The organism is Arthrobacter sp. Z4-13 (assembly GCF_054792705.1).
This window is the reverse complement of the sequence record NZ_CP096458.1, coordinates 260,809-283,778: the sequence shown is the minus strand read 5'-3', so window position 1 is coordinate 283,778 and position 22,970 is coordinate 260,809. Positions and strand designations below refer to the sequence as shown.

The following is a 22,970-nucleotide window of genomic DNA, read 5'->3' as shown; positions in this document are numbered from 1 at the left end:
ACGAGTCGGATTCGGGGAGGTAGTGGGACCCGACGCACTTCCTCAGTCCTGGTCCACCGCTGCCATTGTCTTGAGGCTGACCAACCGTGATTCCCCGTCGATCGACGCTGCAGACCTCGGGGTACTGTTGCGCGCTCTCCAAACCGATCAATCGTCCGGGAAGCCGGTGGCAGATGTCGTCACACTCGGATCCCTCAGCGCAGACGAGCTCCGCTTGCTTGACGCGGTCAGCGATGGGCTGAGTGGACGCTCAATCGCCGCGCGGATGAACATGCATCACTCCACCGTTCAAGCGCGAATCAGCCACCTATGCCAGAGCCTGGCCTTCGATCCGCGGTCCCCTGTTGGCCGGGCCCGCTATACGCTCGCGCGGCTCATGCTGCGATTGGAGGACCCCGGACCAACCGGCGACTAGCCGTGTAGCCGATTGGCTAGCGTTCCGCATGATTCTGACGCATGTGGCGGCTGCATCTGTGACAGCTGGACTGTAGGTTTGCGATGTTCAGATTATTGATCAAAGGAGATCCCTATGTCGGAAGCGCCCATCAAACCTGTCCCCTACGATCCGGAAGTCTGGGCTAGTCTAGAAGCAGTCCTTCCCTATATGCCCACGTTCGCATCGCTGGATGATATTCCCCAGGCACGTGTCGGTGTTCCCGGAATGGAACAAGTCACCAATGCCCAGCTCGAACGGGACGGGCGCTTCCGCGTTGAAGAAAGGCTGGTTCCCGGTCCCGATGGCGCACCCGACGTTGCGCTCATCATTTGCACTCCGGTATCCGCCGCGACTCCGCCTCCGGTGTTGTACAACATACATGGCGGCGGAATGGTCGTCGGAAACTTCCGTGACGGCGTCGAAATGGCACTCGACTGGGCAGACGAGTTCGGCGCGGCCGTCGTCTCGGTCGAGTACCGCCTCGCCCCCGAGGCGCAGGGCTTAGCGCTCGTGGAGGACTGCTATGCAGGCCTCGTGTGGACCGTGCGGAATGCCGCAGATCTGGGGCTGGACCCGACGCGTGTGGTTGTCGTTGGCATGAGTGCCGGAGGCGGGCTCGCAGCCGGCACGACTCTGCTGGCCCGCGATCGAGGTGAGGTCGCGGTGGCTGCGCAGTTGTTGATGTGCCCGATGCTCGATGACCGAAACGACACGTTCTCGGCGATCCAAATGGCAGGCCTCGGTATTTGGCCTCGCGAGTTCAACTACACCGGCTGGGAAGCCGTGCTCGGCGATCAGCGTGGTGGCGAGGACGTCTCGCCCTATATCGCCCCTGCCCGCGCGACTGATCTTTCCGGTTTGCCTCCCACGCTCGTCGATGTCAGCTCCGCGGAGACCTTCAGAGACGAAGCGATCACGTTCGTGAACCGGATCTGGCAGGCCGGAGGGACAGCGGAACTGCACGTCTGGTCCGGTGGAAATCACGGGTTCGACGTGGTGGCACCCCAAGCGCTCGTTTCGCAGCAGACCCGCGTAACGCGGGTCAACTGGCTCCGTCGCCAACTCGGCTACTAATCACCCCCTGCAGAAATAGCCGGTGGCATCCGGACTCGGAGCCCTCGCGCCCCGCCGCCGTTTTCGGAAGAAGGCGCGGCTACAGCGGCCGGGGGCGGCCGAGCCGTTCACAAAGCGTACTGGCAAAATCACTGGGTGTCAGCCGTCCAGGCTGCTCAAAGCCCGCGGCCTGACGAAGACGCCGCGAATCCACGACCTGCGGCACACCCACGCCTGCTGGCTCCTCCGCGAGGGAGTAATCTCCCTCTTCGCAATTTCCAGTCGGTTGGGTCATGCTTCCGTGCGCACCACTGAGCAGGAGTTTCACCAGTTCACCTAGTTTCACCCGAGGAGGGTGCCATGCAGAACCCTTTCAAGCCGACGCCCGGAGTCGCGCCTCCCGCTGGTCAGGCGGGCAGGGCTGCTGGACGAGTTCGAGTACGGCCTACAGCAGGGTTCCGGAGCGCCCGGGCTCCTGACCATCATCACCGGCTCCCGGGGCACTGGCAACCTTCGCAGAAACCCGGACCGGTTCAAAACCTCGTTTTGAACCGGTCCCGTTTCTTGCCGGCTGATCCGAGCTCTTCGCCGCCCGGCCGGAATCGATCGTTTCTGACGAGCCGCTCCGGAACGGCGAACAGGCTCACATGAGGAGCTGGCCGCCGTCGACGATCACGTCCGTTCCCGTGACGTAGCGGCTCTGTTCGCTTGCTAGGAATAGGACCGCTTGGGCGATGTCGTCGGGCACGCCCTTGAAACCGAGGGCCACCGTCGCGGCCGCCATGCTGTCGAGGTCTATGACCGTCGAGGGATCATGACCCTCGAGCGCACCGAGGTCACCCCATGCCGGCGTCTCGATGATGCCCGGGTGAATCGAATTTACCCGGATCCCCGTGCGGTTCTGCGCGCACTCTAGCTGTACTGAGTCAGGACGTTGGTTACATCGTGAATAGGTGAAGACCTCTTAGGTTGGTGGTTACCACACACAGCCAACGACTAAGAGGTCTTCATGTTCCACCGTAATGCCCGTCTGACCCCGGCCGGTAGACGGATCCTCGTCGAACGCGTCCTGAGCGGCCGTCCGTTTGCCCATGTCGCCAAGGAAATGGGCATCTCGCGGACCTGTGCCCACCGCTGGATCAGCCGGTACCGGGCCCACGGCTTGGACGGCCTTCAAGACCGCAGCTCCAGACCCAAGTCATGCCCGCATGCCACCCCAGCGGAAGTCGTTGCCGACGTCCTGACCCAGCGCGTGGAGCACCGCGAAGGCCCGACGGATCTGGCCTTGCGCTGTGGCACCAGTCCCCGGACGGTCTCCCGGATTCTGGCCCGGGCCGGCATGCCGCGCCTGTGGGACCTGGACCCGGTGACCGGGGCACGGATCCGGGCTTCCCGAGCCACCGACCGCCGCTACGAACGCGACGCGCCGGGCGACATGATCCACATCGATGTCAAGAAACTCGGGAGGATCCCTGACGGAGGCGGCTGGCGGGCCGACCCTTCCCAAAGTCCGGCCAACCACCGCAAATCACATCAGAGAATGGGCTTTGACTACGTCCACGTCGCCGTGGACGACTACACCCGCTTTGCCTACGCCGAGGTCCTGCCCGACGAGAAAGGCCCGACCTGCGCCGGCTTCCTCACTCGGGCGGCAGCAGCAATGGCCGCCAACGGTGCACCGGTCAAACGCGTCATGACTGACAACGCGTTCGCCTACCGGCTCTCCCGGGATTTCCAGGACGCACTGACGGCGCTGGGCGCAAACACATCCTGATCAAACCCCGGCACCCCTGGCAGAACGGCAAAGCCGAACGCTTCAACCGCACCCTGCAGGAAGGCTGGGCCTACCGGCAACCCTTCACGTCCAACCAGGCACGCACCGACGCCCTGCAGCCATGGCTAAACTTCTACAACAACCACCGGCCACACAGCAGCCTCGGAGGCAAACCACCCATCAGCAGGTGCAACCAACCTACTGGCTGAGTACATCTAGCCGTTTTCGATGCCGTAGCCCGCGACGATGAGCCATCCGTCGGGCGCTTAATGTCGGCTTCTTTCATGGCCCTGTGGGCGCCGGCGAGACGGGCTTTCCCCCGGAGGATGTGAAGTCAGGGCGGGTGACGACGGCGATGTGGGGCTGGTGGTTGACAGTCATGCCAGATCCGGTCGTAACCGGAGGCGTTCGGTAGCCCAGTCAACCGTTCATCATATTTTTTGTTGAAGCCCTCCAAAATTGAGTAGCCAAGGGCTTACTAAAGTCTGCTGCAGGAACATTCCCAGCAAACGTAAGGATCTATCAATGACGATTCAGGAAAACCTTCCCGCCGCCGAGGACTCTGGAACAACCCCGGGCGCGGGCGTTATGAATGAGAGGAATGTCAGGCCAGACAGTCTTATTTCCAGTCAGCCCACTGAGGTACCTCGCTCCCGCGGACGCACCATGCTGTTGCCGCGTGACCTTGGACTTATTGCCTTGTTTGCTGCGCTCATTGCAACCCTGGGTTTTGTCGCGGTTCCAGTTGCAGGTATGGCGGTACCGATCGTCCTGCAGAACTTGGGTGTGTTCCTGGCTGGTGCCATTCTTGGGGCGCGGCGGGGGACGCTGGCCATCGTCACCTTCTTGGTTTTGGTCGCGGCCGGTCTCCCGCTGCTGTCAGGAGGTCGCGGAGGCATCGGGGTGTTCATGACTCCATCGCTGGGTTATCTCCTGGGATGGGTCGCCGGCGCTTTCGTCATCGGCTTTCTGACGGACAGGATCCGTGCCGGGAAACGATATTTTGCAAGGGTTTTGACGGCCGTGCTGCTCGGCGGAGTACTGGTCATTGACCTGCTGGGAGCGCTTGTTTCGCCCTTGGTCACTGGATTGGATCTCGGCGTCACCCTCATCGGCTCGGTGGTGTTCCTTCCAGGAGACATCCTGAAAGCAGTGCTGGCCGCGCTGGTGGCAGCTGCAGTACACCGCGCCTACCCGGTTCCGGCCGTAGGTATCCGGCGAGGCGAAAGCGGAGCCTAGGGCCCGCGTAAAGCACCCGAGAGGATCTGCGCCCATGATTTCCCTGAATGACGTCAGTCATGACTTTGACGGATTCGACGTGCTTCGAGAGGTAAGCCTTGACCTTCGCGAACATCGGGTTGCCTTCATTGGTGCAAACGGGAGCGGCAAATCCACCCTGGCCCGGACCCTCAACGGCCTATTGATCCCGCGGCGCGGATCCGTTCTGGTGGACGGTGTCGACACGCGCAAAAACGCTGTCCAGGTGCGTCGCAGAGTAGGGTTCATGTTCTCGGACGCGAATCACCAGATCATCATGCCCTCTGTTGCCGAGGACGTCGCTCTGGGGCTCCGGGGACAAAAGCTTTCCAAGGTGGAAAAGGCAGCTATCGTGGCCGAAGCTCTGGACCGTTACGGGTTATCGGAACTCTCCAGCCACTCAGCTCACCTCCTATCCGGCGGGCAAAAGCAAATGCTCGCCCTGGCCTCCGTCCTGGTTACCCAACCGGACATTCTGATTTGTGATGAACCAACCACCCTCCTTGATCTGCACAATGTTCAGATCTTCCTCGAAACCATTGGAAACCTGAGCCAGCAGGTCATCCTGATGACTCATCATTTGGAAATTATTGAGGATTTCGACCGAGTCATCCTTATGGATCGGGGACAGGTTCACTTCGACGGCTCACCCCAGGACGCCGTGTCCGCTTACCGACGCCTCATCGGCAACCGTGAAAAGGAGCGCATCCGCCGATGATGGGGCTGTACGTCGACGGTGCTTCGGGGCTGCACCGAGCGCCCGCCTCCGCCAAATTCCTACTGCTTTTCCTGATTCTCACCGCTGTTTTCCTCGTAGAGAATCTGTATGCGCTAGGAGCGATCCTGCTGTCCACTCTGCTGGTCTACCCGGCCGCGGGCCTTCGGCCTCCACTGGTGTGGGCGGCGGTGCGGCCGGTGGTCCCCATCGTGGTGCTGACGGTCGCAGCCCAAATTCTTTTCCATAGTCTGCAGCGCGGGGCAATGTTCGGCATCCGCCTACTTATCGCCATTCTGCTGGCAAGCCTGCTCACATACACCACCCGCAGCAGCGACATGCTCGAATTTTTCGGCAAAATGCTTGAACCGCTGCGATACATGGGCATAAGCCCTTGGCGGGCCAGCCTGGTCCTGTCGCTGACGGTACGCGCGATTCCGCTTCTATCATCGTCTATCACCACGGCGCGGGAGGCATTTCTCGCCCGAGGCCAAAAAGCTTACAGCTATGAAATTGTGGTTCCCGTTATCGTCGGGCTCATCCAGACTGCTGAAGCCATGGGCGACGCCATATCGGCCCGAGGCCTCGAAGCCGACACTTACGAGAGCGGAACACTGGACGAGGTGTCAAAATAGAGGTGCGCGTGACTGCTGCAGGCCTCGTTAAACTCCGATGAGCACGACGGGCAGCGGGTGCTTGCACGGTACTCAACAATGCTCAGCTCTGTCCCGCAGACACCACAGAGAATCGCCCGCTCCTGCCATTGGTCCTCCGGCCACAGCGTAACGGGGTGGTCCGAACATTCTTCATGACACCGGAAGCAGGGATAGTAATTCCCGCAGCAGTTGAACTTAACGGCGATGATGTCTTTGCGGGTCCGGTAGTGGACGCAGCGCGTCTGCTCATCGACGGGTTTGCCATGAACCTCCATAAGGTCCTTCCAGTCGTGTGAGGGGGAACAAAGTTTACATGCACCGGTTTTTAACGAACGCCCGGGGCGGGTGGAACCTGAGCCCATCTTAGTTTCATCAATGCCCTCCTTGACATTGCAGCCCAAGTCCGTGATGAGGCCAGAACGGACATGTCGCCCACTCCGAGTAGGGTGAAAACAAAGATGGCGATATTGGAACTATAAATCGCCGTGGACTATTGCCAGTGCCTTCGGCAGCAGCCTGTCGGTACCCAGGGTCATCGCGAACGGTGTCCCGCAGTTGATGAATCAAGCACGGCGCCAAAGATGGCAACTGCAAGGCCACGGCGGCGCGTGCAAGCGGACTCGCCAATTCCGGAAAAGTTCGCAACGAACGGTGCGGTTGGGGCACACCCCAGCTTGACGAACCGGGAGGTTAGTTGCCTCCGAGCGATGTGCGGCAGCCCTTAGCTGATGATGCGAGCCTCGCCCAGCAGCCCGGCTAGGCAGTCCGCCAGGGCCATGGCGCCTTCTTCCGCGTCCCAGTCCTCCACCAGTTCGTCGGGTGAGTGTGAGATTCCGGTGGGGTTCCGCACGAATAACATGGCGGTGGGGATGTGCGAGCTCAGCACGCCTGCGTCGTGCCCGGCTCCGGTGTCCAAGACAGGAGCTGCGGGAAGCAGCCCCTGCAGTAGGTCCCTCAGTCCGCCGTCGAAATGAACAGTGGGGCTCAGGGACTCAGTGGTGATGTTGGCGGTGCACCCCTCCTCCGCCGCCATAACCTGGGCGTTGAGCCCGATGGCTTCCACCAAAGCTGCGGTAACCGAATCATCCGGATGTCGCACGTCGATCCACAGATCCACTCGGGACGCGATGACGTTGGTCCCGCCGGGGACTGGCTGCAGCCTGCCTACGGTTGCGCGGGCGTCCCGGTACTTCCTGGCTGTGTCACGGATGCCCAGCAGCGTCTTGGCTGCCGCGATCATCGGGTCGCTTCGGTCCTTCATCAGGGTGGTGCCCGCGTGGTTTCCCTGCCCGCTGATGCTGAGCTTCCAGCGGCCGTGGCCAAGAATGGAGGAACCGATGGCCACCGGCTGGTTCAGGTCCACCAGTCCCCGGCCCTGTTCCACGTGCAGTTCCACGAAGACTCCCAGTTGCTGGAGGGTCTTGTAGTCTGCACCGATCAGTCGGGGGTCCTGCCCGTTGGCGGCAGCTATGTCGGCGAACGTGTCTCCGTTCGGATCTTTGAGGCGGCGGGCTTTGTCCGGGTCCAGCTGACCGGTCAAAAGTCGGGAGCCCAGGCAGGCAACGCCGAACCGTGAGCCCTCCTCTTCGGGGAAGACTGCGATGGCCAGCGGCCGCCGGGGACGGAGTCCGCGGGCCTTGAGGAGGTCGACGGCGACCAGTGCCGACGCGACACCCAGCGGACCGTCGTACTCGCCGCCGCCGGGAACAGAGTCCAGGTGGCTGCCGGTAACAACGGCGTCCCGCCTGGTGCGAGTTGCGGTGTCCCACCATGCCCAGATGATTCCGTTCTGGTCGGTATGGACTTCCAGTCCCCGGCGTTCAGCCTGTTCAATGAACCAGGCCCTTAGGTCCTTTTCCGCTGTGGAAAACACTGGACGCGAGTATCCGCCCCTGGATGTGTCCTTGCCGATGGTGGAGATGTCCTGCAGCAGGCTGGTGACAGTGGACGCGCAGTCGTTGGCAGAAGGCACCGCATATGCCGTGGGTACTGTCTGTGGAAGGCTCACTGGTATCCGTTCTAGGTGGTAAGAGCTGTTGAAGACGTGGGACGGAACCGGGCGGGAACGCCACCGGCCCCCGTGGTGAGGTCTGCAGCCCATTGGCCGATGAGCGGCGCGAACTTGGCCCCATGTCCGGAGCACGGGGACAGGATGGTCAGGTTGTCGATGCGGTCGATGAGAAAGTCCTCGTTGGGCGTGTTCGTGAACAGGCAGGTGGTTTCCGCATAGGGCTCGGGGTCCAGGCCTGGCAGGTAGTGCCGGACGTAGTCCACTACGCGTTCGCGGTTGGCCGGATCAACAACGCCGGTTTGCTGTGCCGCGGAGGGAATGAATGGGCCGCCGTTGTATTCGGCCACTTTCTGCCCGGCAAAGCCGGCGTCGCGTCCGCCGGGCAGACCGTAGGTCTGAATTTCGGCAGCCTTGTGGATGAAAGTGGGCCAGCCTGCGGCACCTGAAGCAGCGCTGCCGTCGTGATCCCGGTATCTAAAGTGGAACGCCTGCTCCTGCCGGACCGTTATCTCCGGGAGCCCGGCGCTGAACCCCTGCGGAAGCTGCAGCCGCCCCAGCAGTTCCGGAAGCCAGCCGCCCGCGCTGATGACGACGTTGCCGGTGTCGAACGTTTCCCCGGTGGAGGAAATGAGGCGGTAACCGCTGCCGTTGCGTTCCACGCTGCGCAGGTTCCAGCCGGTCAGGACTTCGGCGCCGTTCCGGGCCGCCAGGGCCACCATGGCGTTGACGGCGGTTTCGGCGTCAATGACGCCGGCGCCGGGGTGCCAGAGGACGTCCGTGTCGAAGGCAATTTGCGGCCAGCGCTTGCGGGCGTCAGCAGCGGATAGGAGCTCATGCTCTATACCTTCGCTGGCCAGCACCGAGGCCAGCAGCCGGGGGTTACGCTCTGAACCGTAATCCACCGCGCCGAAGGGAGTGATCAGCGGGGTTCCGGCGGCGGCGGCCAGCCCATCCCATAGCGCTTTGGATTCCAGCACTGCCTGCGTATAGAAGGGGTCCGGGTAGGCGTAGCGGAAGATCCGGGCAGAGCCGTGGGAGCTGGCGTCGTGGCTGGCCGGGGTGTTGCGCTCCAGGAGGGTGACCTGGTGACCGCGGGCAGCGAGCTGCCAGGCGGTGGCGGCGCCGGCCAGGCCGGCGCCCACGACCACATAGTCGGAAGAGTCAGGCATCAGAAGTTTCCCTGGCCTGCACCGGGAATCCAGCTGGTGCCGGCCAGCGGCACGCGTGCCATGGCGGAGGCTTCGATGGTGAGCGCCACGAGGTCCTCGGGTTCCAGGTTGTGCAGGTGCGACTTGCCGCAGGCCCGTGCGATGGTCTGGGCCTCCATAGTCAGCACGCGCAGGTAGTTGGCCAGACGCCTGCCGGCAGCTACCGGGTCCAGCCGGGAGGCCAGCTCCGGGTCCTGGGTGGTGATGCCGGCCGGGTCCCGCCCGTCCTGGAAATCGTCATAGAAGCCGGCGGCGGAGCCCAACGCGGAGTATTCGGCAGCGTAGCGGGGGTCGTTGTCGCCCAGGGCGATCAGGGCCGCGGTCCCGATGGCGACAGCGTCAGCGCCGAGAGCCATCGCTTTCGCGACGTCCGCGCCGGTGCGGATCCCACCGGAGACGATGAGCTGGACCTTGCGGTGGACACCGAGTTCCTGCAAGGCCTGGACGGCCTGCGGGATGGCGGCGAGGGTTGGGATGCCGACGTTTTCAATGAAGACCTGTTGCGTGGCGGCGGTGCCGCCCTGCATGCCGTCCACCACCACGACGTCGGCCCCGGACTTCACGGCGAGGGCGGTGTCGTAGTACGGGCGGGACGCGCCGATCTTGACGTAGATGGGGGTTTTCCAGTCGGTGATTTCGCGCAGTTCGCCGATCTTGATCTCCAAGTCGTCCGGGCCGGTCCAGTCCGGGTGGCGGCTAGCTGAGCGCTGGTCGATGCCCACCGGGAGGGTGCGCATGCCTGCGACGCGTTCGGTGATTTTCTGTCCGAGCAGCATGCCGCCGCCGCCGGGCTTGGCGCCCTGGCCGAGGACGATCTCGATCGCGTCAGCCTTGCGGAGATCGTCCGGGTTCATGCCGTAGCGGGACGGCAGGTACTGGTACACGAGGTGCTGGGACTGGCCGCGCTCCTCAGGCGTCATGCCGCCGTCACCCGTGGTGGTGGAGGTGCCTACTTCCGAAGCGCCGCGACCCAGCGCCTCCTTGGCGTTGGCCGACAGGGCACCGAAGCTCATGCCGGCGATGGTCACCGGGGTCTGCAGGTGCAGCGGGCGCGTGGCGTGCCGGTCGCCGAGAACGACGTCGGTATCGCACTTTTCGCGGTAGCCCTCCAGCGGGTAGCGGGACATCGAGGCGCCGAGGAAAAGCAGGTCGTCAAAGTGCGGGACTTTGCGCTTGGCGCCCCAGCCGCGGATGTCGTAGACGCCGGTGGCTGCAGCCCGCTGGATGTCCGCGATGGTGGCGCGGTCGAAAGTGGCGGACTCGCGCAGGCCCAATTCGGCGATGTTTTGAGGTTCGGCGTTGTAAGTGGGCGCTGGAGCAGGAGCAGGAACGGAGGTGATGGTCATAGTGGCTCCTAGTACGACGTCGAGTTGTCGACGTGGAAGTGGTAAAGGTTCCGGGCTGAGCCGTAGCGCTTGAAGTCAGCAGGGTTGTCCGTACGGCCGGCGGCGGCCAGCAGCTCCGCGAGCTCGGCAAGGTGCTCTTCGCGCAGCGGCTTTTCGACGCAGTCCGCGCCGAGGGAAGCCACCGTGCCCTTGACGTAGATCCGGGCCTCATAGATGGAGTCGCCAAGGGCGTCGCCGGCGTCGCCGCAGACCACCAACCGGCCGGCCTGGGCCATAAAGGCGGACATGTGGCCGATGTTACCGCCCACCACAATGTCCACACCCTTCATGGAGATCCCGCAGCGCGCACCGGCGTTGCCGTCGATGACCACCAGGCCGCCATGGCCCGTGGCGGCCGCTGACTGGGACGCGTCACCTTTCACATGGACCGTGCCGGACATGATGTTTTCCGCGAGGCCGACGCCGGCATTGCCATTGATGGTCACGTCGCCTTTTTGGTGCATCCCGGCTGGGTAGTAGCCGGCATGGCCTTCGATGGTCACGTTGATGTCCGCATCGATGCCGACGGCCAGGCTGTGCTTCCCGCCCGGGTTGGTGACGGTCCACGATTGCCCGTCCACGGCTTGGTGGATGGCTTGGTTGAGTTCCCGGACCGAGCTGGCGGCGAGGTCGAGGACTGCAGGGTTGGCGGCAGCGGCTGGTGTTGGGGCGAGGATTTCGGGGGCTGTCAGAGTGACCATGTGTAGACCTTTCCGGGTTCCGGTTCAAAGATGCGGGCGTTCTCGATGCCGGGCAGTCCGGCAAGGGCGCGGTATTCGGAGGCCATGGCCACGTAGTCACCCGTTTCGGCGATGATGGCCGGCTTGCACGCGATGGGGTCCCGGACCACGGCCATGCTGTCCGCTGTTGTGACCACCAGGGTGTAGAAACCATCCAGGACCTTACCGAGGTTTACCAGGGCTTCTTCGAGGGTGTCACCCTGCTTCAGCCGGGAGGCGACGTAGCGAGCGCCCACCTCGGTGTCGTTTTCGCAGTCGAACACCACGCCTTCGCGTTTAAGGTCCCGGCGCACCGTGGCGTGGTTGGAGAAGGAGCCGTTGTGGACCAGGCAGAGGTCGTCGGCCACTGAGAACGGGTGGGAACCGCCGGCGGTGACGGCGGATTCGGTGGCCATCCGGGTGTGGGACAACCCTTGGCTTCCGGCCATCGCCTCGAGGCCGTGCTCGGCGGCGATGTCCATGGGATGGCCCACGCTCTTCATGACCGCCACGTGCTCGCCGCGGCCGATGATGGTGGCGTCCATCAGGGTTTCGCTCACGGCCTTCACCAGCAGGTCAGTCCCGACGGCGGCGCTCACCAGGGTGGTGTCGCCCACCACCTGGACCGCAGCTGCGGCATCAGACGGCAGCAAAGCCGCGACGCCTGCGGTGATTGCCGCCGTCGTGATGCCCTGGTCCTTGCCGAGGAGGCTGAGGGTGGAGGTGCCGGCCGAAACCAAACCGGGGGTGTTGTAGACGGCCAGGCCGGCGGAGTCCGGCCCGCGGTCCACGATCTGGCACAGCATGGAGGACAGCAGGCTGCCCATCTGGGGGTGCAGCGAGGGATTGCGCAGCTGCAGCGCGGCGATTCCGCACATGGTGGGGGTCCTTTACTTGCTTGGAGTGGTCACATCGAAGCTGGATTAGATGGAGGTCAGATACGAACGGATTTCCCAGTCGCTGACCTGGTTGTGCCAGCTCAGGAATTCCTCCTCCTTGGCGTCCGCGTAGTACTTGCCGATCTCCGCGTCGCCACTGAGGCTGGCCAGGATCACGGGGTCCTGCCGGAGCGCCTCCACAGCGTGGAGCAGGGTTGCCGGCAGCAGGTGCGCGTCCGCTTTAGACTCGCCGGGACCGGACGGCGCGCCGGGGTCAGCGGATTTCTCGACGCCGTCCAGCCCGGCAGCGATGGCAGTGGCAATGGCCAGATACGGGTTGGCGGAGCCGTCCCCGGAGCGCAGCTCGATCCGCTTGTTGTCCGGGACCCGGATCATGTGCGTGCGGTCGTTGCCGCCGAAGGACGCCTTGCGGGGCGACCATGTAGCGCCGGAGGAGCTGGTAGTAGCGCCCGTGCGCTTGTAGGAATTCACGGTGGGGGCGAGGAACGCCTGAAGAGCGGGTGCGTGGTCCAGGATTCCGGCGATGAAGGAATAGGCGAGGCTGGAGATCCCAAGGCCGCGGCCGTCGTCGTCCGCATTGTTCTGGTTGGTTGGGAACAGCGCTTCGGCGCCCGACCACAGGGACAGATGGAAGTGCAGGCCGGTGCCGGTGCGGTCGGTGAAGGGCTTGGGCATGAAGGTGGCGGTCATGCCCCGCTGTTCGGCCAGGATGTTCAGGATGTAGCGCAGGGTGACCACCCGGTCAGCCGTGGTCAGCGCATCCGCGTAGTTGAAGTTCTGCTCGAACTGGCCGGCGGCATCCTCATGGTCATTGGCGTAGTTGCCCCAACCCAGACCGTTCATCGCATCCGAGATCGACGTGAGGTGGTCGTACATCCGGGTGACGCCGCGGGCGTCGTAGCACGGGCGCGGAGAATCGTCCCGCTCATCGGCGGTGCTCAGCGTCCCGTCGTCGTTCTTTTTCACCAGGAAGTACTCCACCTCAGCGCCCACCTTGGCCTGCATGCCCTTGCCCCCGAGGCGGGCCAGGGTATTTTTCAGGATCACCCGCGGGGCGTAAGGCCAGGGCTTGCCGTCAACGTGCGGGTCGCAGTGGATGATGGCAAGGCCCTCTTTGATGAAGGGAACCGGTGTGAAGGAGGCCAGATCGGGAACGGCGATCAGGTCCGAGTCCTGCGGCTTCTGCCCCATAAGACCCGCTGCATAACCGGCGAAACCCATGGCACCGTTTTCGAGTTCGTCGGCGGCGTCCACCGGGACCAGCTTGGCGCAGGGCTTGCCGGTCATGTCCACGAAGGTGGCCAGGAGGAAGCGGACGTCGTGCGCTTTCGCAATGTCCGCAAGGGAGATACGGGCGGCGCTCACTGCCAAAGATGCATCTGTTTGTACTTCAGGGGTCGCGAGACTTGTCATCGGAAACTGTCCTGTTCGCTTGCAGTTACTTGATATGAAACGCTGTTGAACCACAGTAGTCAAAACAGTGTTTCCAGTAGACGCACGAATTGTTAACTCTGGATGTCGCGTCCGGCGGCCAACGGCAACAGCAACTTAACCTCCTCGAAACCCAGCACCGTTCACTGTCATGAATCATAGTTTCATTCCATTACACGAAGGAGCACCCATGGAAACGCATACAGGCAGCCTCAGCAAGGCAGGATCTATCCACAAGGTGGAGGGCGGCTACATCGGCCTTCCCGCCATGAACGAACCAGGCTGTGATGCCGCAATCGGCGATTCGTTGTCCAACCCCGGCGGTTCAGCAATCAGCGCCGGCTTCTTTGAGCTCAAGGCCTCCGAACCCCTGGTTTACGAGTACACCTACGACGAGATGAAGGTAGTGGTGCAGGGGGAGTTCATCCTCACCGACCAGGCAACGGGGGATGTTCTCCATGCGAAGGAGCGCGACGTCCTGTTCTTCCCGAAGGGCACAACGGTGAAGTTTGAGACGCCCGACTATGCTTTGGGCTTCTACACCGGTCACCGCTCCTTCGCCCCTTAGACCGGCCATGCAACCCGTACCAGATTCCCGGGCAGCGGCCTCTGCAGCAGGCGGGAACGGGCCCGGCTTCCGCGGCGTAATCTGCGTGTCGTTCGGAAAGCCGGCGGTGCCGGCACCGGAAGATGCCCCCGGAGCACTCCGGCAGCACCTGGACTTCGAATCCGCGGACCGGGAAGCCCTGTCCTGCCTTCAGTTAGTGCTCTCCGACGCATGCGTAGGGGTACGCCTTGTGCTCGCCGGTCCTCCAGCCGACGTCCATGCCGCTGCGGCCGCGGCTGCAGGATGTGGCCTGGTGGAGGAGGAAATCGAAATCCTCCAGGACACTGGTGAGCCCTCCACAGTGTTCTGCGGGCACTGCCACACAACGGCGCGGACACAACAGCAGCCCGGCTCAAACGTGGTGTGCCAGGGATGCGGCACCGTATTGATCATTTCCAGCCACTTTTCCCGCCGGCAGGCCAGCTATCTCGGCTATGCCGCCCATGCGGAGGAGGCAGCATGACGGCGGTGGCAGCCGAGGCCGAAATCCACCCGGCAGTCCGGGGCGGCCTCTTGCTGGAGGTTGCGGACGTCCGTCCTGAGGCCGGGCGGGTCATCAGCATCGTTTTCAAGAACCCCACAGGGGCCCCGCTTCCGCCCTATGTGCCGGGGAGCCACCTCGTGGTGCAGTACGGGGACGGCGCAAACGCCTACTCGCTGACAGGTTCCGGCAGCGCGCCGTCGGAATACACCATCTCAGTGCTCCGGGTGGAGGACGGTGCCGGCGGTTCGCTGGCCATGCACCGGCTTGCCGCCGGTGATGCCGTCTACACCTCGCTGGCCCGCAGCGCGTTTCCCCCGATTGCCCCGGCCAAACACCACCTGCTCGTGGCGGCGGGTATCGGCATCACGCCCATGCTCTCGCACGCCCGGGCCGCCGTCGAAAGATCTTCCGACGTGTCGCTGCTCTATGTGTACCGGCCCGGTGCCGGCGCACACGCTGCGGAGGCGCGGGAACTCCTCGGACCGGCCATGACGGAGTGCACTGACCGCCTAGCGTTCCAGGAACAGCTCAGGGAAAAGCTCAGCACCCAGAGAATCGGGACACACCTCTACGTGTGCGGACCGGCCGCCTTTATGGATGCCGTCCTCGGACAGGCGCTGGAGCAAGGCTGGCCCAAGAGCAGACTGCATTCCGAGCCCTTCGGCACCCCGGAGCTGGATCAAGGCCAGCCGTTCACCGCACATCTGGCACGCAGCGGCACCACCTTACAGGTCCCCGCCGGCGTCTCCCTGCTGGAAGCACTCGAGAAAGCAGGAAAAAGCGTTCCCAACATGTGCCGCAAGGGCGTCTGCGGCGAGTGTGCGCTTCCGGTATTGCGCGGAACTCCCCAGCACCGGGATCTCTACCTGGGCGACGCCGAAAAGACTGCGAACACCACCATGATGTGCTGCGTCTCACGCAGCCTGGACCAGGAATTGGAGTTGGACCTTTGAGCACCGAGCTTATGAGCAAGAACAGCGGGACTGCCGTCCTGCCGGAACGGATCGCCCGCTTCCCGTTCCCGTTTCCCAAGAACTCCTACCGGTACAGCGCCAATGTGGAACCAGCCCCCAACCCGGTGCAGACAGAGGCCGGTACGTGGGGCACCCGGATCCTGGATATCGATCAGCACTATCTTGCCGAACTGAAAGAACGGGACGAGGTGCTGAACCGGGACGCCTCACGTCTTCAGGTGTTGCCCCATATGGAGTTCGCCGTCTGGGATGCCATCGCAACACTGCTTCCCCTCATGGCGCAGGAACATCCGGACTCCATGTCCTTCCGCCGGGAGGGTAACGCCTGCACCTGGCGGAACGCCCTGCTGGATCTTGAGCTTGTGTTCACCCTCGGGGACGACGCCACCCTGCCCCTGTCTCCCCTGCGGTTCCTGGGCAGCCAGGTCCAGGACGACATTGCACTCCTGGACCAGCGTGAGGACGCCCTCTGGCTCGACGCCGGCCTGGTCACCTTCGCGGCCGACTGGTCCTTGGGGTTCGACGTGGGAATGAAGTTCCTCGAAGTCCACGGACCGGTCCCCCGCATTCACGAGGAGCAGATAGCGTGCCGGGCACAGCAGTTCCTGATGCGCCTGCAGCCAGGTGAAAAGTACCGCAGGACCAACTGGACCATGACTGTGGACCGGCGCCTGGACACCTCCACGGAAACGTATCCCGTGTGGGCCAGCCAGCGCAGCGCGGTGGCCGCAGACCCGGCTTTTCCGGAGCGACTCCACCTGCGGGTGGAAGTCCAGCACCTCATCCGCCTTCCCCGGTCTGGCGCCGTCCTGTTCCTGGTCCGGACCCACCTCCTGTCCCTTGCGGACATCGCCCGAGTCCCCGCATGGCGGGAGCGCCTGGGCCGCGTACTGGCCGAACTCCCCGAAGACATGGCCGAGTACAAAGGCATCAGCCGCTACCGCAAGGCCGCGTCCAGCTGGCTGCTCGCCGGCTGACGCGCCCCTTTCCCCTTGCTGGCCCATCCGGCCACAGAAACCTTCCCGATTGGAGATCCCTTGAATTCTGGAGATGTTGCCTGGATCCTCGCTGCAAGCGCATTGGTATGCATCATGATCCCTGCCCTTGCCCTTTTCTACGGCGGCATGGTGGGATCGCGCCGCATCCTGAACATGATGATGATGTGCTTCGGCGGCGTCAGCCTGGTCGCCGTGCTGTGGGCCCTTTTCGGCTACTCGATGGTCTTTGGTGATTCCGTGGCCGGAGCCGGGCTTGTTGGAAATCCCGCCGAATACTTTGGCCTCGACAAAATGCTCACGGAGGATCCGGAAGCGCCACTGCCACCGGCTCTGTTTGGCGCCTTCCAGCTGTTCTTCGCCGGAATCACCACAGCCATCATTGCCGGCGCGGCGGCCGGCAGAATGAAGTTCGGCGCCTGGATGACCTTTGCCGCCCTCTGGGCAACACTCGTCTACTTCCCCGTCGCCCACTGGGTATTCGCTTTCACCTCCGCGGATGGTTCCGTGACCGGTGGCTGGATCATCAACAACCTCAAGGCTATTGACTTCGCCGGCGGAACAGCGGTTCACATCAACTCCGGCATCGCGGCCCTGGCCCTTGCCCTTGTCCTGGGGCGCAGCGCCGGCTGGCCCCGGAGCGAACACACGAAACCGCACAGCCGCCCCCTCGTCCTTGTGGGTGCCGGCCTCTTGTGGGTCGGGTGGTTCGGCTTCAATTCCGGGTCCGCACTGACGGCAGGACATTCGGCATCGGTGGTCTTCCTCAACACCGCTGTGGCAGGTGCAGCCGGGCTGCTCGCCTGGGCCCTGATGGAGCGCACCCGGCTCGGCAGCACCAGCAGCATGGGAGCCGCCTCGGGGCTTATTTCCGGGCTCGTTGCCATCACTCCCGCCTGCGGAGCCGTAAGCCCACTGGGAGCACTCGCCATCGGCCTGATTGCAGGCGCTGTCTGCTCGCTCGCCATCGAACTGAAGTTCCGGCTGGGCTTTGATGACTCCCTTGACGTGGTGGGTGTCCACCTGGTGGGCGGGATCCTGGGGACCCTGCTTGTGGGCCTCTTTGCCACCGATGCCGCTCCCAACGGGGTCAATGGCCTCTTCTACGGTGGAAGCCCGGAACTCCTCGGGATCCAGGCGCTGGCCACAGCCGCCGTCCTTGCCTACTCGTTCCTGCTGACATGGGGCATCGCCAAGGCCATCGACATGACCATGGGCCTGCGCATAGATGCGGCAGACGAGTTGCGCGGGATCGACATCGCGGCCCACGCGGAGGCCGCGTACCTCAGCGACGAAGAGCCGGTTGAGCTGGGCTCGCCCCAGCGGGTGACGTCCTGACCTGACGCCTGTCCCCCGGCGTCCTACTTCGCGGCCACGGCGAGGAACGTGATGGGAAGCTCCAGAAGCTCAAGCGGACCGTGGGGACCTTCACCGTCAAGGAGGAGCGAGTCGCCTGGCTCCATGGTGTATTCGTACTGGCCGTGGCCGTAGATCATCTTGCCTGCCAGCATGTAGATGAACTCCGTACCAGGGTGCTGGAAGAGCGGAAAAACGTCCGACGCATCCGTGAGCGTCACCAAGGTTGGCTCCAGTGCATCCGTGCGGCCCTTCAAGGTACCCAGCACCCGGTATTCGTGCCCGTGCTGGGTACCGCTGCGGACGGTGAGGCTCCCCTGGCCGCTCTTGGTGAAGGTGGCGTCCCGGTCCGTGTCCGCGCCGCGGAACAGCGCCGTGACGGGAATTTTCAGCCCGTCAGCGAGCCGTTGCAGGGTGGTCAGAGAACAGGACGTGCTCGCTGTTTCGATCTTCGAGATCATGGCCTTGGACATCCCGGTGCGGGCAGCAAGCTCAGCGGAGGACAGGCCCTGGGACGTGCGGTAATGCCGCAGCTGGGCGGCAATTACCTGCTCGAGTTTTCCGGCAACCTCTTCCCGGACATGTTCGGTCATATCAGCCATCATAGGTGGCAAGCTCCGCCAGGCCAGCTACACCCAAAGCTGACACACGGCTCCTCGTGGTCCTGGGGAACAACCGAAATTGATCTAGATTTGAAGGAGAAGTCCGTACCCGCCCGCCCCCAACCGGGGACAATCCTGACGGGTTATTCACCGCTGCTGCTGTCAGGGAGCTACCCCAACGGCTCCCGATTCCAGCCATGGGTAACCCGAATTGACCCCAACTGTGGACGGAACAGAGCACCAGCGCAGCTTGTCCGAGCCTCAACAGGTTGACGGAATCACGGTTATCGGCGTTCCAGAATGTATGGGGGAGTGCCCGCAGCTGGGACGATCAACTTGTGGTCCCTGCCCTGCTCGACGATATGCGGGCTCATCAGGCAGCATCAGGGACCCCGGCGGCAGCAGAATTCGGAACCGCAGATGAGTACGCAAAGCAGTTCCCAAAGACGAAACGGCGGACTCCGGGGAAAACCATCACAAGCGTCGGGGCAGCCTTGGCGCTTGGCTATCTTCTCCTCGCCGTCCTCCTGATGTTGGTGTTCAAAATCGACGTTCGCGACTTCGTTGGTCCGATCACGCTTCAGCCGCTTTCACATAAGCATCTACTGCAGATATGACTTTCTCAGCGCGCGAGAACAGGGACCCAAACGGGATGGAGCCGCACTCCGTTAGCCCCGAACGGCGCCCGGAAAGCCTTCCGAATCACGGGTCGACCAGCCCGCTCAGGTCTTCTTCGGACTATGGCTGGTGCCCCTTGGGTACCCGGCCATCAAGTCCAGGCTTTTCCCCAAAACGCTTGGCATCGTCCTGATGGTTGCCACCGCCAGCTACCTGACGGCCGTGGTCCTCGCGTTCCTGCTTCCCGCACTCGCGATGCAAATTTTCATCAACCTCAACATCGTGCACTGCACCGCAGAGATCTGGATGGTCTTCTACCTGCTCCTCGTCGGCGTCCGCACGCCCCGCACGACCAACCACGTCCCCCCGCAAGCGGCTCCGCTCCCCGCCTGACCACGCATCCAAAGCTGCCAAGACCCCGTTGCAGAACTCTTAGGAGAACAACATGCAGGCGATCACCGGCCGGAAGCCTTCCTGGCAACTGTCCGGCCGGTGCCGCCCGGTTCACGGCGGCGACGTCCAGGAATGCAAGGTCAAAAGGCTCAGCCGACCCGGTTATCTGGGCCACCCATGCTGAGTGTTCGGCATGGTCATGATGGGACGGGTCGGCCAACGCGCCCATGATCCCCTCATAGCCGTGAAATCCTCCGGAGTCTTCCAGCGGGCCGTGTTTGGCGCCGTCGACCAGCCGGGGGCGCGGATCATCTTTGTCCGCGCGCCGCCGGGCAACCAGCTCGAGCCGGTGAAGCTAGCTGCCACCAAAGTCGTACTCGTAAAACGCTTTCGCATTCAATGTAGTGATTTTCAGTGTGGTTCACGCAAAACGCTCGGCTGGAGTACTCCAGCCGAGCGTCTGCGTGAGTTACTACTAACCACCTAACCAGCAGGTGTTGCAACGACTCTTAGAAACCGCCGTCACGTGCCGGCCTTCCTCGCCTCCTAGGGTGAAATGTTCAGGTATCTGGTGGTTTAGCTGGTGCCGGTGGTGAAGCTCCAACTGGTGGTGGCCAGGGGTGTGCCTGCCACGTCGCGGATGGTGCCGGGGCCGCCGGTGATGGTGGCGGTGTACCTGGTGCTGGCCGCGAGTGTGGTGGCGGGGTTGAGGATCCACTGGTTGGTGGTTCCGTTGCGGGTGACGGTGGCTGTCACCGCTGCACCGGTCGCAGTGTTCTTCAGGGTGAAGGTGGTGGCGCTGACGCCGTTTACGGGTTTGCTGAACGTTGCGGTGATGTTGGCCGTTCTCAGGACTCCGGTGGCATTTACTCCGGGTGTCCGGGAGGTCACGGTGGGTGCGGTGCTTGTGGTGAATCGCCAGCTGGTTGATGCCAGCGGCCGGTTGGCCAGGTCGCGGATTGCGGCCGTGCCGCCGGTCAGGGTGGCGGTGTAGGTGGTGTTCGGGGTGAGCAGGGCGGTGGGGTCAAGCGTTGCTCGCCGGGTGGCTTGGTCATAGGTCACTGTCGCGGGGATGGTGGTGCCGGCGGCGTTCTTGAGTGTAAGCGTGGTGCCGGAGATGCCCTGGACGAATTCGCTGAAGGTGGCGGTGATGTTGGTGCCGGTACCGACGCCGGTGGCACCGGAGGCAGGTGCCCGGCTGGCGACAGTGGGTGCCACGGTGTCGGCGGCGCCGATCCTAACGGTCCGGCTGGCGATGGCGCTGACGTTGCCGGCGGCGTCCTTGGCCCGGACCTCGAAAACATGCGTCCCGTTGACCTGTGCATCCCAGGTTTTGGGGGAGGCGCAGGTGGGGTCCCAGGTGGAGTTGCTGGGCAGCAGCCGGCATTCGAACTTGGCACCGGCTTCGCTGGAGAAGTTCAGTGTCGGGGTGTTATCCAGCGTGGGTGTTGAGGGGAACGGGGCGGTGACGGAGGCTGCCGGAGCGGCGGTGTCCACCGTGAACGTCAGTGTCGGGGAGGTGAGGTACTGCGGCACGTCTGCCGGCACCAGACCCGTTGCGGGGTCCGGGAGGTAGGCGGGGTTTGCGGTGCGCGACTGGATCTTATGGATGCCCGGGGCTAGCGGTGCCAGTCTGGCGGAGTAGCTTCCGCCGGAAAGTGTGGTTGCCACCGGGGTCGCTGCTCCGTCAACGATCAGCTGCACGGGCGCTGGGCTGCCCGCCGGCGCAGTACCGGTCATGGTTGGCGTCGCGATGTTGGTGATGTTGTCCGTCGCGGAATGTCCACTGTCACTGACTGCAGCGAGATCCGGTGTGGAGGGGGCGCCGTCGGAACCTTCCGCTATTAGCCCCTGGACGGTGAAGGTGCTCACGGTGAGGGTGTTGATTCCCGGGCCACCGGCGTTGGGGCCGTCGATAATGACGGCGTTGGTGCCCGAGGGCGCTCCCGTGACGGCCCGCGGTGTGTTGATATCGCCCAGGGTTCCCGGGGCTGCCCCTACCTGGCGGAGGAACGTCGCGGTGCTGCCGGCCTTGTAATCGCCCAGGAACGCGGCGCCCACTCCGGCCCAGTCGCAGGGCACGGTCGGGCTGGGCGCGCACACGCCGGAGTCAAGGGTGACTCTGATCCTTCCCAGCGCGGGGTTCTTTGGATCCGCTTCAGAGGTGAACACATTCACCCCGTAAGGGTGCGTGATCGTGTACGAGGCGTTGGGAAGGATGTTCTCGACGATGAACCGGAGCCGGCCGAAGCCCATCTGCTCACCAGGTTCCACAACGCCGTTGGTGTGCGCGCCTTCCAGTGCCGCTTCATACAACCCCAGGTTCCCGCCTGCCGCTTCGGCAGCAAACCAGAAAGCCTCCTCTGGGAAGTTGTCCGGGTACGAAGCCGGCGCCCCAATGTTTGGCGGCTCCGAGAGGCACCCGGCGTCAGCCATGTAGCAAAGCTGCAGCCTCACCGTGCCGTCAGAAAACCAGGACGGAAAACCGTTGGACGGATCCACCGGCCCCACTCCGGCTGTGGAAGCGATGGCCGGTGCCGCTGCCAGCGGCGACAGCGCCGCTGCCAGCAGCGCCCCGGCGGCGGCGGAGGCCAGCCCGGCCCTAGCGCCCAGCCGCCGCGGAGGAGGATCGACTTGGCCGGTCCCCGCCGCATATTGAAGCTTCCTGATCATGATGACTCCTCCGGACTCGCGATGGCCCCCAGTACCTCTCAAGGCCAGGCGGGGTAGTTGCCCCAACCAGCGCAATCATCAAATGACGACCTTGCATAAGTCTTGGTAGCCGTGCCCTTGGTTGCACCCCTGCCCATCAAAGGCGGGGAGCCCGAACCCGACTGGGCCTGACAGGTCAAGGAAATCCCAAGATGGATTCGAAGGATTCCCCCAGCATCCTGTGGATACCGTCCCTTAATGATTAATTGTTCAGTGCTTCGGTGCACCAATCCGGGCTCCGCATTCGTGGCGGGCACCCAAAACCTCACTGTTGGTCATCACGAGGCCTACGTCTGTGCAGAGCACAAGACGCTGATGGATGCCGGGGCCTTCTGGGACATGCAAGAGCGCTATGTTCTGATGGGGTATGACCTAGCACCGGTCCTCGATAACTGGTCCGCGCGCCCCAGTGCAGGATAGGATGGCTTCACCCTCCACCTTGAAATCGCCGGGCAAATTAAGCCCTATGAAGTATTTCTGCTGCATACCGAAGCGAAGACGCTGTCCACGTTCATCGACGCAGCCAATGACGGCGATTGACGGCGTAAGTGCTGGGCCTGCTGGTTTCAATCGGCCCAACGGGCTGGCCGTGATTTGCCCATCGGCTGTGATGTGCGCGGAAGCGGCAATACATTGAGTATTTAGATGACCAGGAGCCGTTACCAGCCGCCATGGATCAGCTTTC

25 protein-coding genes and 1 pseudogene are annotated in these 22,970 nt (G+C 63.5%); 15 read left to right on the top strand and 11 right to left on the bottom strand.

The genetic code is table 11. From position 1 onward, the window contains the following. Positions 1-529 precede the first annotated feature (529 nt). Both M1E07_RS01395 and M1E07_RS01390 read left to right on the top strand, forming a co-directional pair. Positions 530-1,510 (top strand): alpha/beta hydrolase, encoded by a 981-nt coding sequence (locus M1E07_RS01395; protein ID WP_461186621.1) that lies wholly within the window; start codon positions 530-532, stop codon positions 1,508-1,510. 22 nt (positions 1,511-1,532) lie between these two features. Continuing rightward, positions 1,533-1,829, top strand: coding sequence for a tyrosine-type recombinase/integrase (locus M1E07_RS01390; RefSeq protein WP_461186620.1), 297 nt, complete (start codon positions 1,533-1,535; stop codon positions 1,827-1,829). Positions 1,830-2,132: 303 nt separating this feature from the next. Here M1E07_RS01390 and M1E07_RS01385 read toward each other — a convergent pair whose 3' ends face one another. Continuing rightward, positions 2,133-2,348, bottom strand: a complete 216-nt coding sequence (locus M1E07_RS01385) for an SDR family oxidoreductase (RefSeq protein ID WP_461186845.1) — start codon at positions 2,346-2,348, stop codon at positions 2,133-2,135. 150 nt (positions 2,349-2,498) lie between these two features. On the opposite strand from M1E07_RS01385, the pseudogene M1E07_RS01380 reads away from it, so the two are divergent. The 4 genes and pseudogenes from M1E07_RS01380 to M1E07_RS01365 all read left to right on the top strand — a co-directional run bounded on the left by M1E07_RS01380 (position 2,499) and on the right by M1E07_RS01365 (position 5,870). Further along, positions 2,499-3,472, top strand: a pseudogene (locus M1E07_RS01380) (IS481 family transposase). 316 nt (positions 3,473-3,788) lie between these two features. After that, positions 3,789-4,502: a biotin transporter BioY gene (locus tag M1E07_RS01375; RefSeq protein ID WP_461186619.1), complete on the top strand. Its 714-nt coding sequence runs from the start codon at positions 3,789-3,791 to the stop codon at positions 4,500-4,502. Between the two features lie 34 nt (positions 4,503-4,536). Further along, on the top strand, positions 4,537-5,238 hold the full coding sequence (locus tag M1E07_RS01370) for an energy-coupling factor ABC transporter ATP-binding protein (protein WP_461186618.1): 702 nt from the start codon (positions 4,537-4,539) through the stop codon (positions 5,236-5,238). Continuing rightward, positions 5,235-5,870, top strand: a complete 636-nt coding sequence (locus M1E07_RS01365; protein WP_461186617.1) for an energy-coupling factor transporter transmembrane component T family protein — start codon at positions 5,235-5,237, stop codon at positions 5,868-5,870. Before M1E07_RS01370 ends, M1E07_RS01365 begins: the two co-directional genes overlap by 4 nt. On the opposite strand, the gene M1E07_RS01360 is transcribed toward M1E07_RS01365, so the two are convergent. Continuing rightward, a complete protein-coding gene (locus M1E07_RS01360; protein WP_461186844.1) occupies positions 5,834-6,097 on the bottom strand; it encodes a CHY zinc finger protein in 264 nt (87 codons plus the stop codon). The two genes, M1E07_RS01365 and M1E07_RS01360, sit on opposite strands and share 37 nt — an antisense overlap. Here M1E07_RS01360 and M1E07_RS01355 point away from each other — a divergent pair. Continuing rightward, positions 6,044-6,187 (top strand): hypothetical protein, encoded by a 144-nt coding sequence (locus M1E07_RS01355; RefSeq protein WP_461186848.1) that lies wholly within the window; start codon positions 6,044-6,046, stop codon positions 6,185-6,187. The two genes, M1E07_RS01360 and M1E07_RS01355, sit on opposite strands and share 54 nt — an antisense overlap. Positions 6,188-6,612: 425 nt before the next feature. Here the strand turns inward: M1E07_RS01355 and M1E07_RS01350 are convergent, their stop codons facing one another. Genes M1E07_RS01350 through glnT form a run of 6 tightly spaced genes read right to left on the bottom strand, consistent with a single transcriptional unit; the run spans position 6,613 to position 13,526 of the window. Further along, positions 6,613-7,899 (bottom strand): allantoate amidohydrolase, encoded by a 1,287-nt coding sequence (locus tag M1E07_RS01350; protein WP_461186616.1) that lies wholly within the window; start codon positions 7,897-7,899, stop codon positions 6,613-6,615. Positions 7,900-7,910: 11 nt separating this feature from the next. After that, positions 7,911-9,071: an FAD-dependent oxidoreductase gene (locus M1E07_RS01345; RefSeq protein ID WP_461186615.1), complete on the bottom strand. Its 1,161-nt coding sequence runs from the start codon at positions 9,069-9,071 to the stop codon at positions 7,911-7,913. Beyond that, complete coding sequence (locus M1E07_RS01340) at positions 9,071-10,456, bottom strand: FMN-binding glutamate synthase family protein (protein ID WP_461186614.1); 1,386 nt, start codon at positions 10,454-10,456, stop codon at positions 9,071-9,073. Before M1E07_RS01340 ends, M1E07_RS01345 begins: the two co-directional genes overlap by 1 nt. 8 nt (positions 10,457-10,464) lie before the next feature. Then, entirely contained in the window at positions 10,465-11,196 is a 732-nt protein-coding gene (locus M1E07_RS01335) for a GltB/FmdC/FwdC-like GXGXG domain-containing protein (RefSeq protein WP_461186613.1), read from the bottom strand. Further along, entirely contained in the window at positions 11,184-12,092 is a 909-nt protein-coding gene (locus M1E07_RS01330; protein ID WP_461186612.1) for a class II glutamine amidotransferase domain-containing protein, read from the bottom strand. The genes M1E07_RS01335 and M1E07_RS01330 overlap by 13 nt, the downstream gene beginning before the upstream one ends. A gap of 45 nt (positions 12,093-12,137) precedes the next feature. After that, entirely contained in the window at positions 12,138-13,526 is a 1,389-nt protein-coding gene (glnT, locus tag M1E07_RS01325) for a type III glutamate--ammonia ligase (RefSeq protein WP_461186611.1), read from the bottom strand. A 208-nt stretch (positions 13,527-13,734) separates the two neighbouring features. On the opposite strand from glnT, the gene M1E07_RS01320 reads away from it, so the two are divergent. The 5 genes from M1E07_RS01320 to M1E07_RS01300 are packed head-to-tail and all read left to right on the top strand — an operon-like array spanning position 13,735 to position 17,942. Further along, positions 13,735-14,112 (top strand): cupin domain-containing protein, encoded by a 378-nt coding sequence (locus M1E07_RS01320; RefSeq protein ID WP_461186610.1) that lies wholly within the window; start codon positions 13,735-13,737, stop codon positions 14,110-14,112. Between the two features lie 7 nt (positions 14,113-14,119). Beyond that, positions 14,120-14,614, top strand: coding sequence for a dimethylamine monooxygenase subunit DmmA family protein (locus tag M1E07_RS01315; RefSeq protein WP_461186609.1), 495 nt, complete (start codon positions 14,120-14,122; stop codon positions 14,612-14,614). Next, a complete protein-coding gene (locus M1E07_RS01310) occupies positions 14,611-15,588 on the top strand; it encodes a PDR/VanB family oxidoreductase (RefSeq protein WP_461186608.1) in 978 nt (325 codons plus the stop codon). The genes M1E07_RS01315 and M1E07_RS01310 overlap by 4 nt, the downstream gene beginning before the upstream one ends. A gap of 11 nt (positions 15,589-15,599) precedes the next feature. Beyond that, positions 15,600-16,586, top strand: coding sequence for a heme-dependent oxidative N-demethylase family protein (locus tag M1E07_RS01305; RefSeq protein WP_461186843.1), 987 nt, complete (start codon positions 15,600-15,602; stop codon positions 16,584-16,586). Between the two features lie 60 nt (positions 16,587-16,646). Beyond that, positions 16,647-17,942, top strand: a complete 1,296-nt coding sequence (locus M1E07_RS01300) for an ammonium transporter (RefSeq protein ID WP_461186607.1) — start codon at positions 16,647-16,649, stop codon at positions 17,940-17,942. Positions 17,943-17,965: 23 nt separating this feature from the next. On the opposite strand, the gene M1E07_RS01295 is transcribed toward M1E07_RS01300, so the two are convergent. Continuing rightward, positions 17,966-18,553, bottom strand: coding sequence for a helix-turn-helix domain-containing protein (locus M1E07_RS01295; protein WP_461186606.1), 588 nt, complete (start codon positions 18,551-18,553; stop codon positions 17,966-17,968). 347 nt (positions 18,554-18,900) lie between these two features. Here M1E07_RS01295 and M1E07_RS01290 point away from each other — a divergent pair, with 347 nt between their 5' ends. Both M1E07_RS01290 and M1E07_RS01285 read left to right on the top strand, forming a co-directional pair. Continuing rightward, positions 18,901-19,179, top strand: coding sequence for a hypothetical protein (locus tag M1E07_RS01290; protein WP_461186605.1), 279 nt, complete (start codon positions 18,901-18,903; stop codon positions 19,177-19,179). Between the two features lie 130 nt (positions 19,180-19,309). After that, on the top strand, positions 19,310-19,573 hold the full coding sequence (locus M1E07_RS01285; protein WP_461186604.1) for a DUF4386 family protein: 264 nt from the start codon (positions 19,310-19,312) through the stop codon (positions 19,571-19,573). On the opposite strand, the gene M1E07_RS01280 is transcribed toward M1E07_RS01285, so the two are convergent. Continuing rightward, positions 19,455-19,868, bottom strand: coding sequence for an IS1096 element passenger TnpR family protein (locus M1E07_RS01280; protein WP_461186842.1), 414 nt, complete (start codon positions 19,866-19,868; stop codon positions 19,455-19,457). The two genes, M1E07_RS01285 and M1E07_RS01280, sit on opposite strands and share 119 nt — an antisense overlap. Between M1E07_RS01280 and M1E07_RS01275 the strand changes: the two genes are divergently transcribed. Further along, a complete protein-coding gene (locus tag M1E07_RS01275) occupies positions 19,758-20,060 on the top strand; it encodes a hypothetical protein (protein ID WP_461186603.1) in 303 nt (100 codons plus the stop codon). The two genes, M1E07_RS01280 and M1E07_RS01275, sit on opposite strands and share 111 nt — an antisense overlap. Positions 20,061-20,149: 89 nt before the next feature. On the opposite strand, the gene M1E07_RS01270 is transcribed toward M1E07_RS01275, so the two are convergent. Then, the gene (locus M1E07_RS01270) at positions 20,150-22,246 is read right to left on the bottom strand and encodes an Ig-like domain-containing protein (RefSeq protein ID WP_461186602.1); all 2,097 of its coding nucleotides are present in this window, start codon (positions 22,244-22,246) and stop codon (positions 20,150-20,152) included. Between the last annotated feature and the right edge of the window lie 724 nt (positions 22,247-22,970).

Bases quoted from the DNA above. Each gene is read 5' to 3' on its own strand.
- M1E07_RS01395 (WP_461186621.1), top strand. From the start codon at position 530: ATGTCGGAAGCGCCCATCAAACCTGTCCCCTACGATCCGGAAGTCTGG.
- M1E07_RS01375 (WP_461186619.1), top strand. From the start codon at position 3,789: ATGACGATTCAGGAAAACCTTCCCGCCGCCGAGGACTCTGGAACAACC.
- M1E07_RS01370 (WP_461186618.1), top strand. From the start codon at position 4,537: ATGATTTCCCTGAATGACGTCAGTCATGACTTTGACGGATTCGACGTG.
- M1E07_RS01365 (WP_461186617.1), top strand. From the start codon at position 5,235: ATGATGGGGCTGTACGTCGACGGTGCTTCGGGGCTGCACCGAGCGCCC.
- M1E07_RS01355 (WP_461186848.1), top strand. From the start codon at position 6,044: ATGACACCGGAAGCAGGGATAGTAATTCCCGCAGCAGTTGAACTTAAC.
- M1E07_RS01345 (WP_461186615.1), bottom strand. From the start codon at position 9,071: ATGCCTGACTCTTCCGACTATGTGGTCGTGGGCGCCGGCCTGGCCGGC.
- M1E07_RS01340 (WP_461186614.1), bottom strand. From the start codon at position 10,456: ATGACCATCACCTCCGTTCCTGCTCCTGCTCCAGCGCCCACTTACAAC.
- M1E07_RS01335 (WP_461186613.1), bottom strand. From the start codon at position 11,196: ATGGTCACTCTGACAGCCCCCGAAATCCTCGCCCCAACACCAGCCGCT.
- M1E07_RS01330 (WP_461186612.1), bottom strand. From the start codon at position 12,092: ATGTGCGGAATCGCCGCGCTGCAGCTGCGCAATCCCTCGCTGCACCCC.
- glnT (WP_461186611.1), bottom strand. From the start codon at position 13,526: ATGACAAGTCTCGCGACCCCTGAAGTACAAACAGATGCATCTTTGGCA.
- M1E07_RS01320 (WP_461186610.1), top strand. From the start codon at position 13,735: ATGGAAACGCATACAGGCAGCCTCAGCAAGGCAGGATCTATCCACAAG.
- M1E07_RS01315 (WP_461186609.1), top strand. From the start codon at position 14,120: ATGCAACCCGTACCAGATTCCCGGGCAGCGGCCTCTGCAGCAGGCGGG.
- M1E07_RS01310 (WP_461186608.1), top strand. From the start codon at position 14,611: ATGACGGCGGTGGCAGCCGAGGCCGAAATCCACCCGGCAGTCCGGGGC.
- M1E07_RS01305 (WP_461186843.1), top strand. From the start codon at position 15,600: ATGAGCAAGAACAGCGGGACTGCCGTCCTGCCGGAACGGATCGCCCGC.
- M1E07_RS01295 (WP_461186606.1), bottom strand. From the start codon at position 18,553: ATGACCGAACATGTCCGGGAAGAGGTTGCCGGAAAACTCGAGCAGGTA.
- M1E07_RS01270 (WP_461186602.1), bottom strand. From the start codon at position 22,246: ATGATCAGGAAGCTTCAATATGCGGCGGGGACCGGCCAAGTCGATCCT.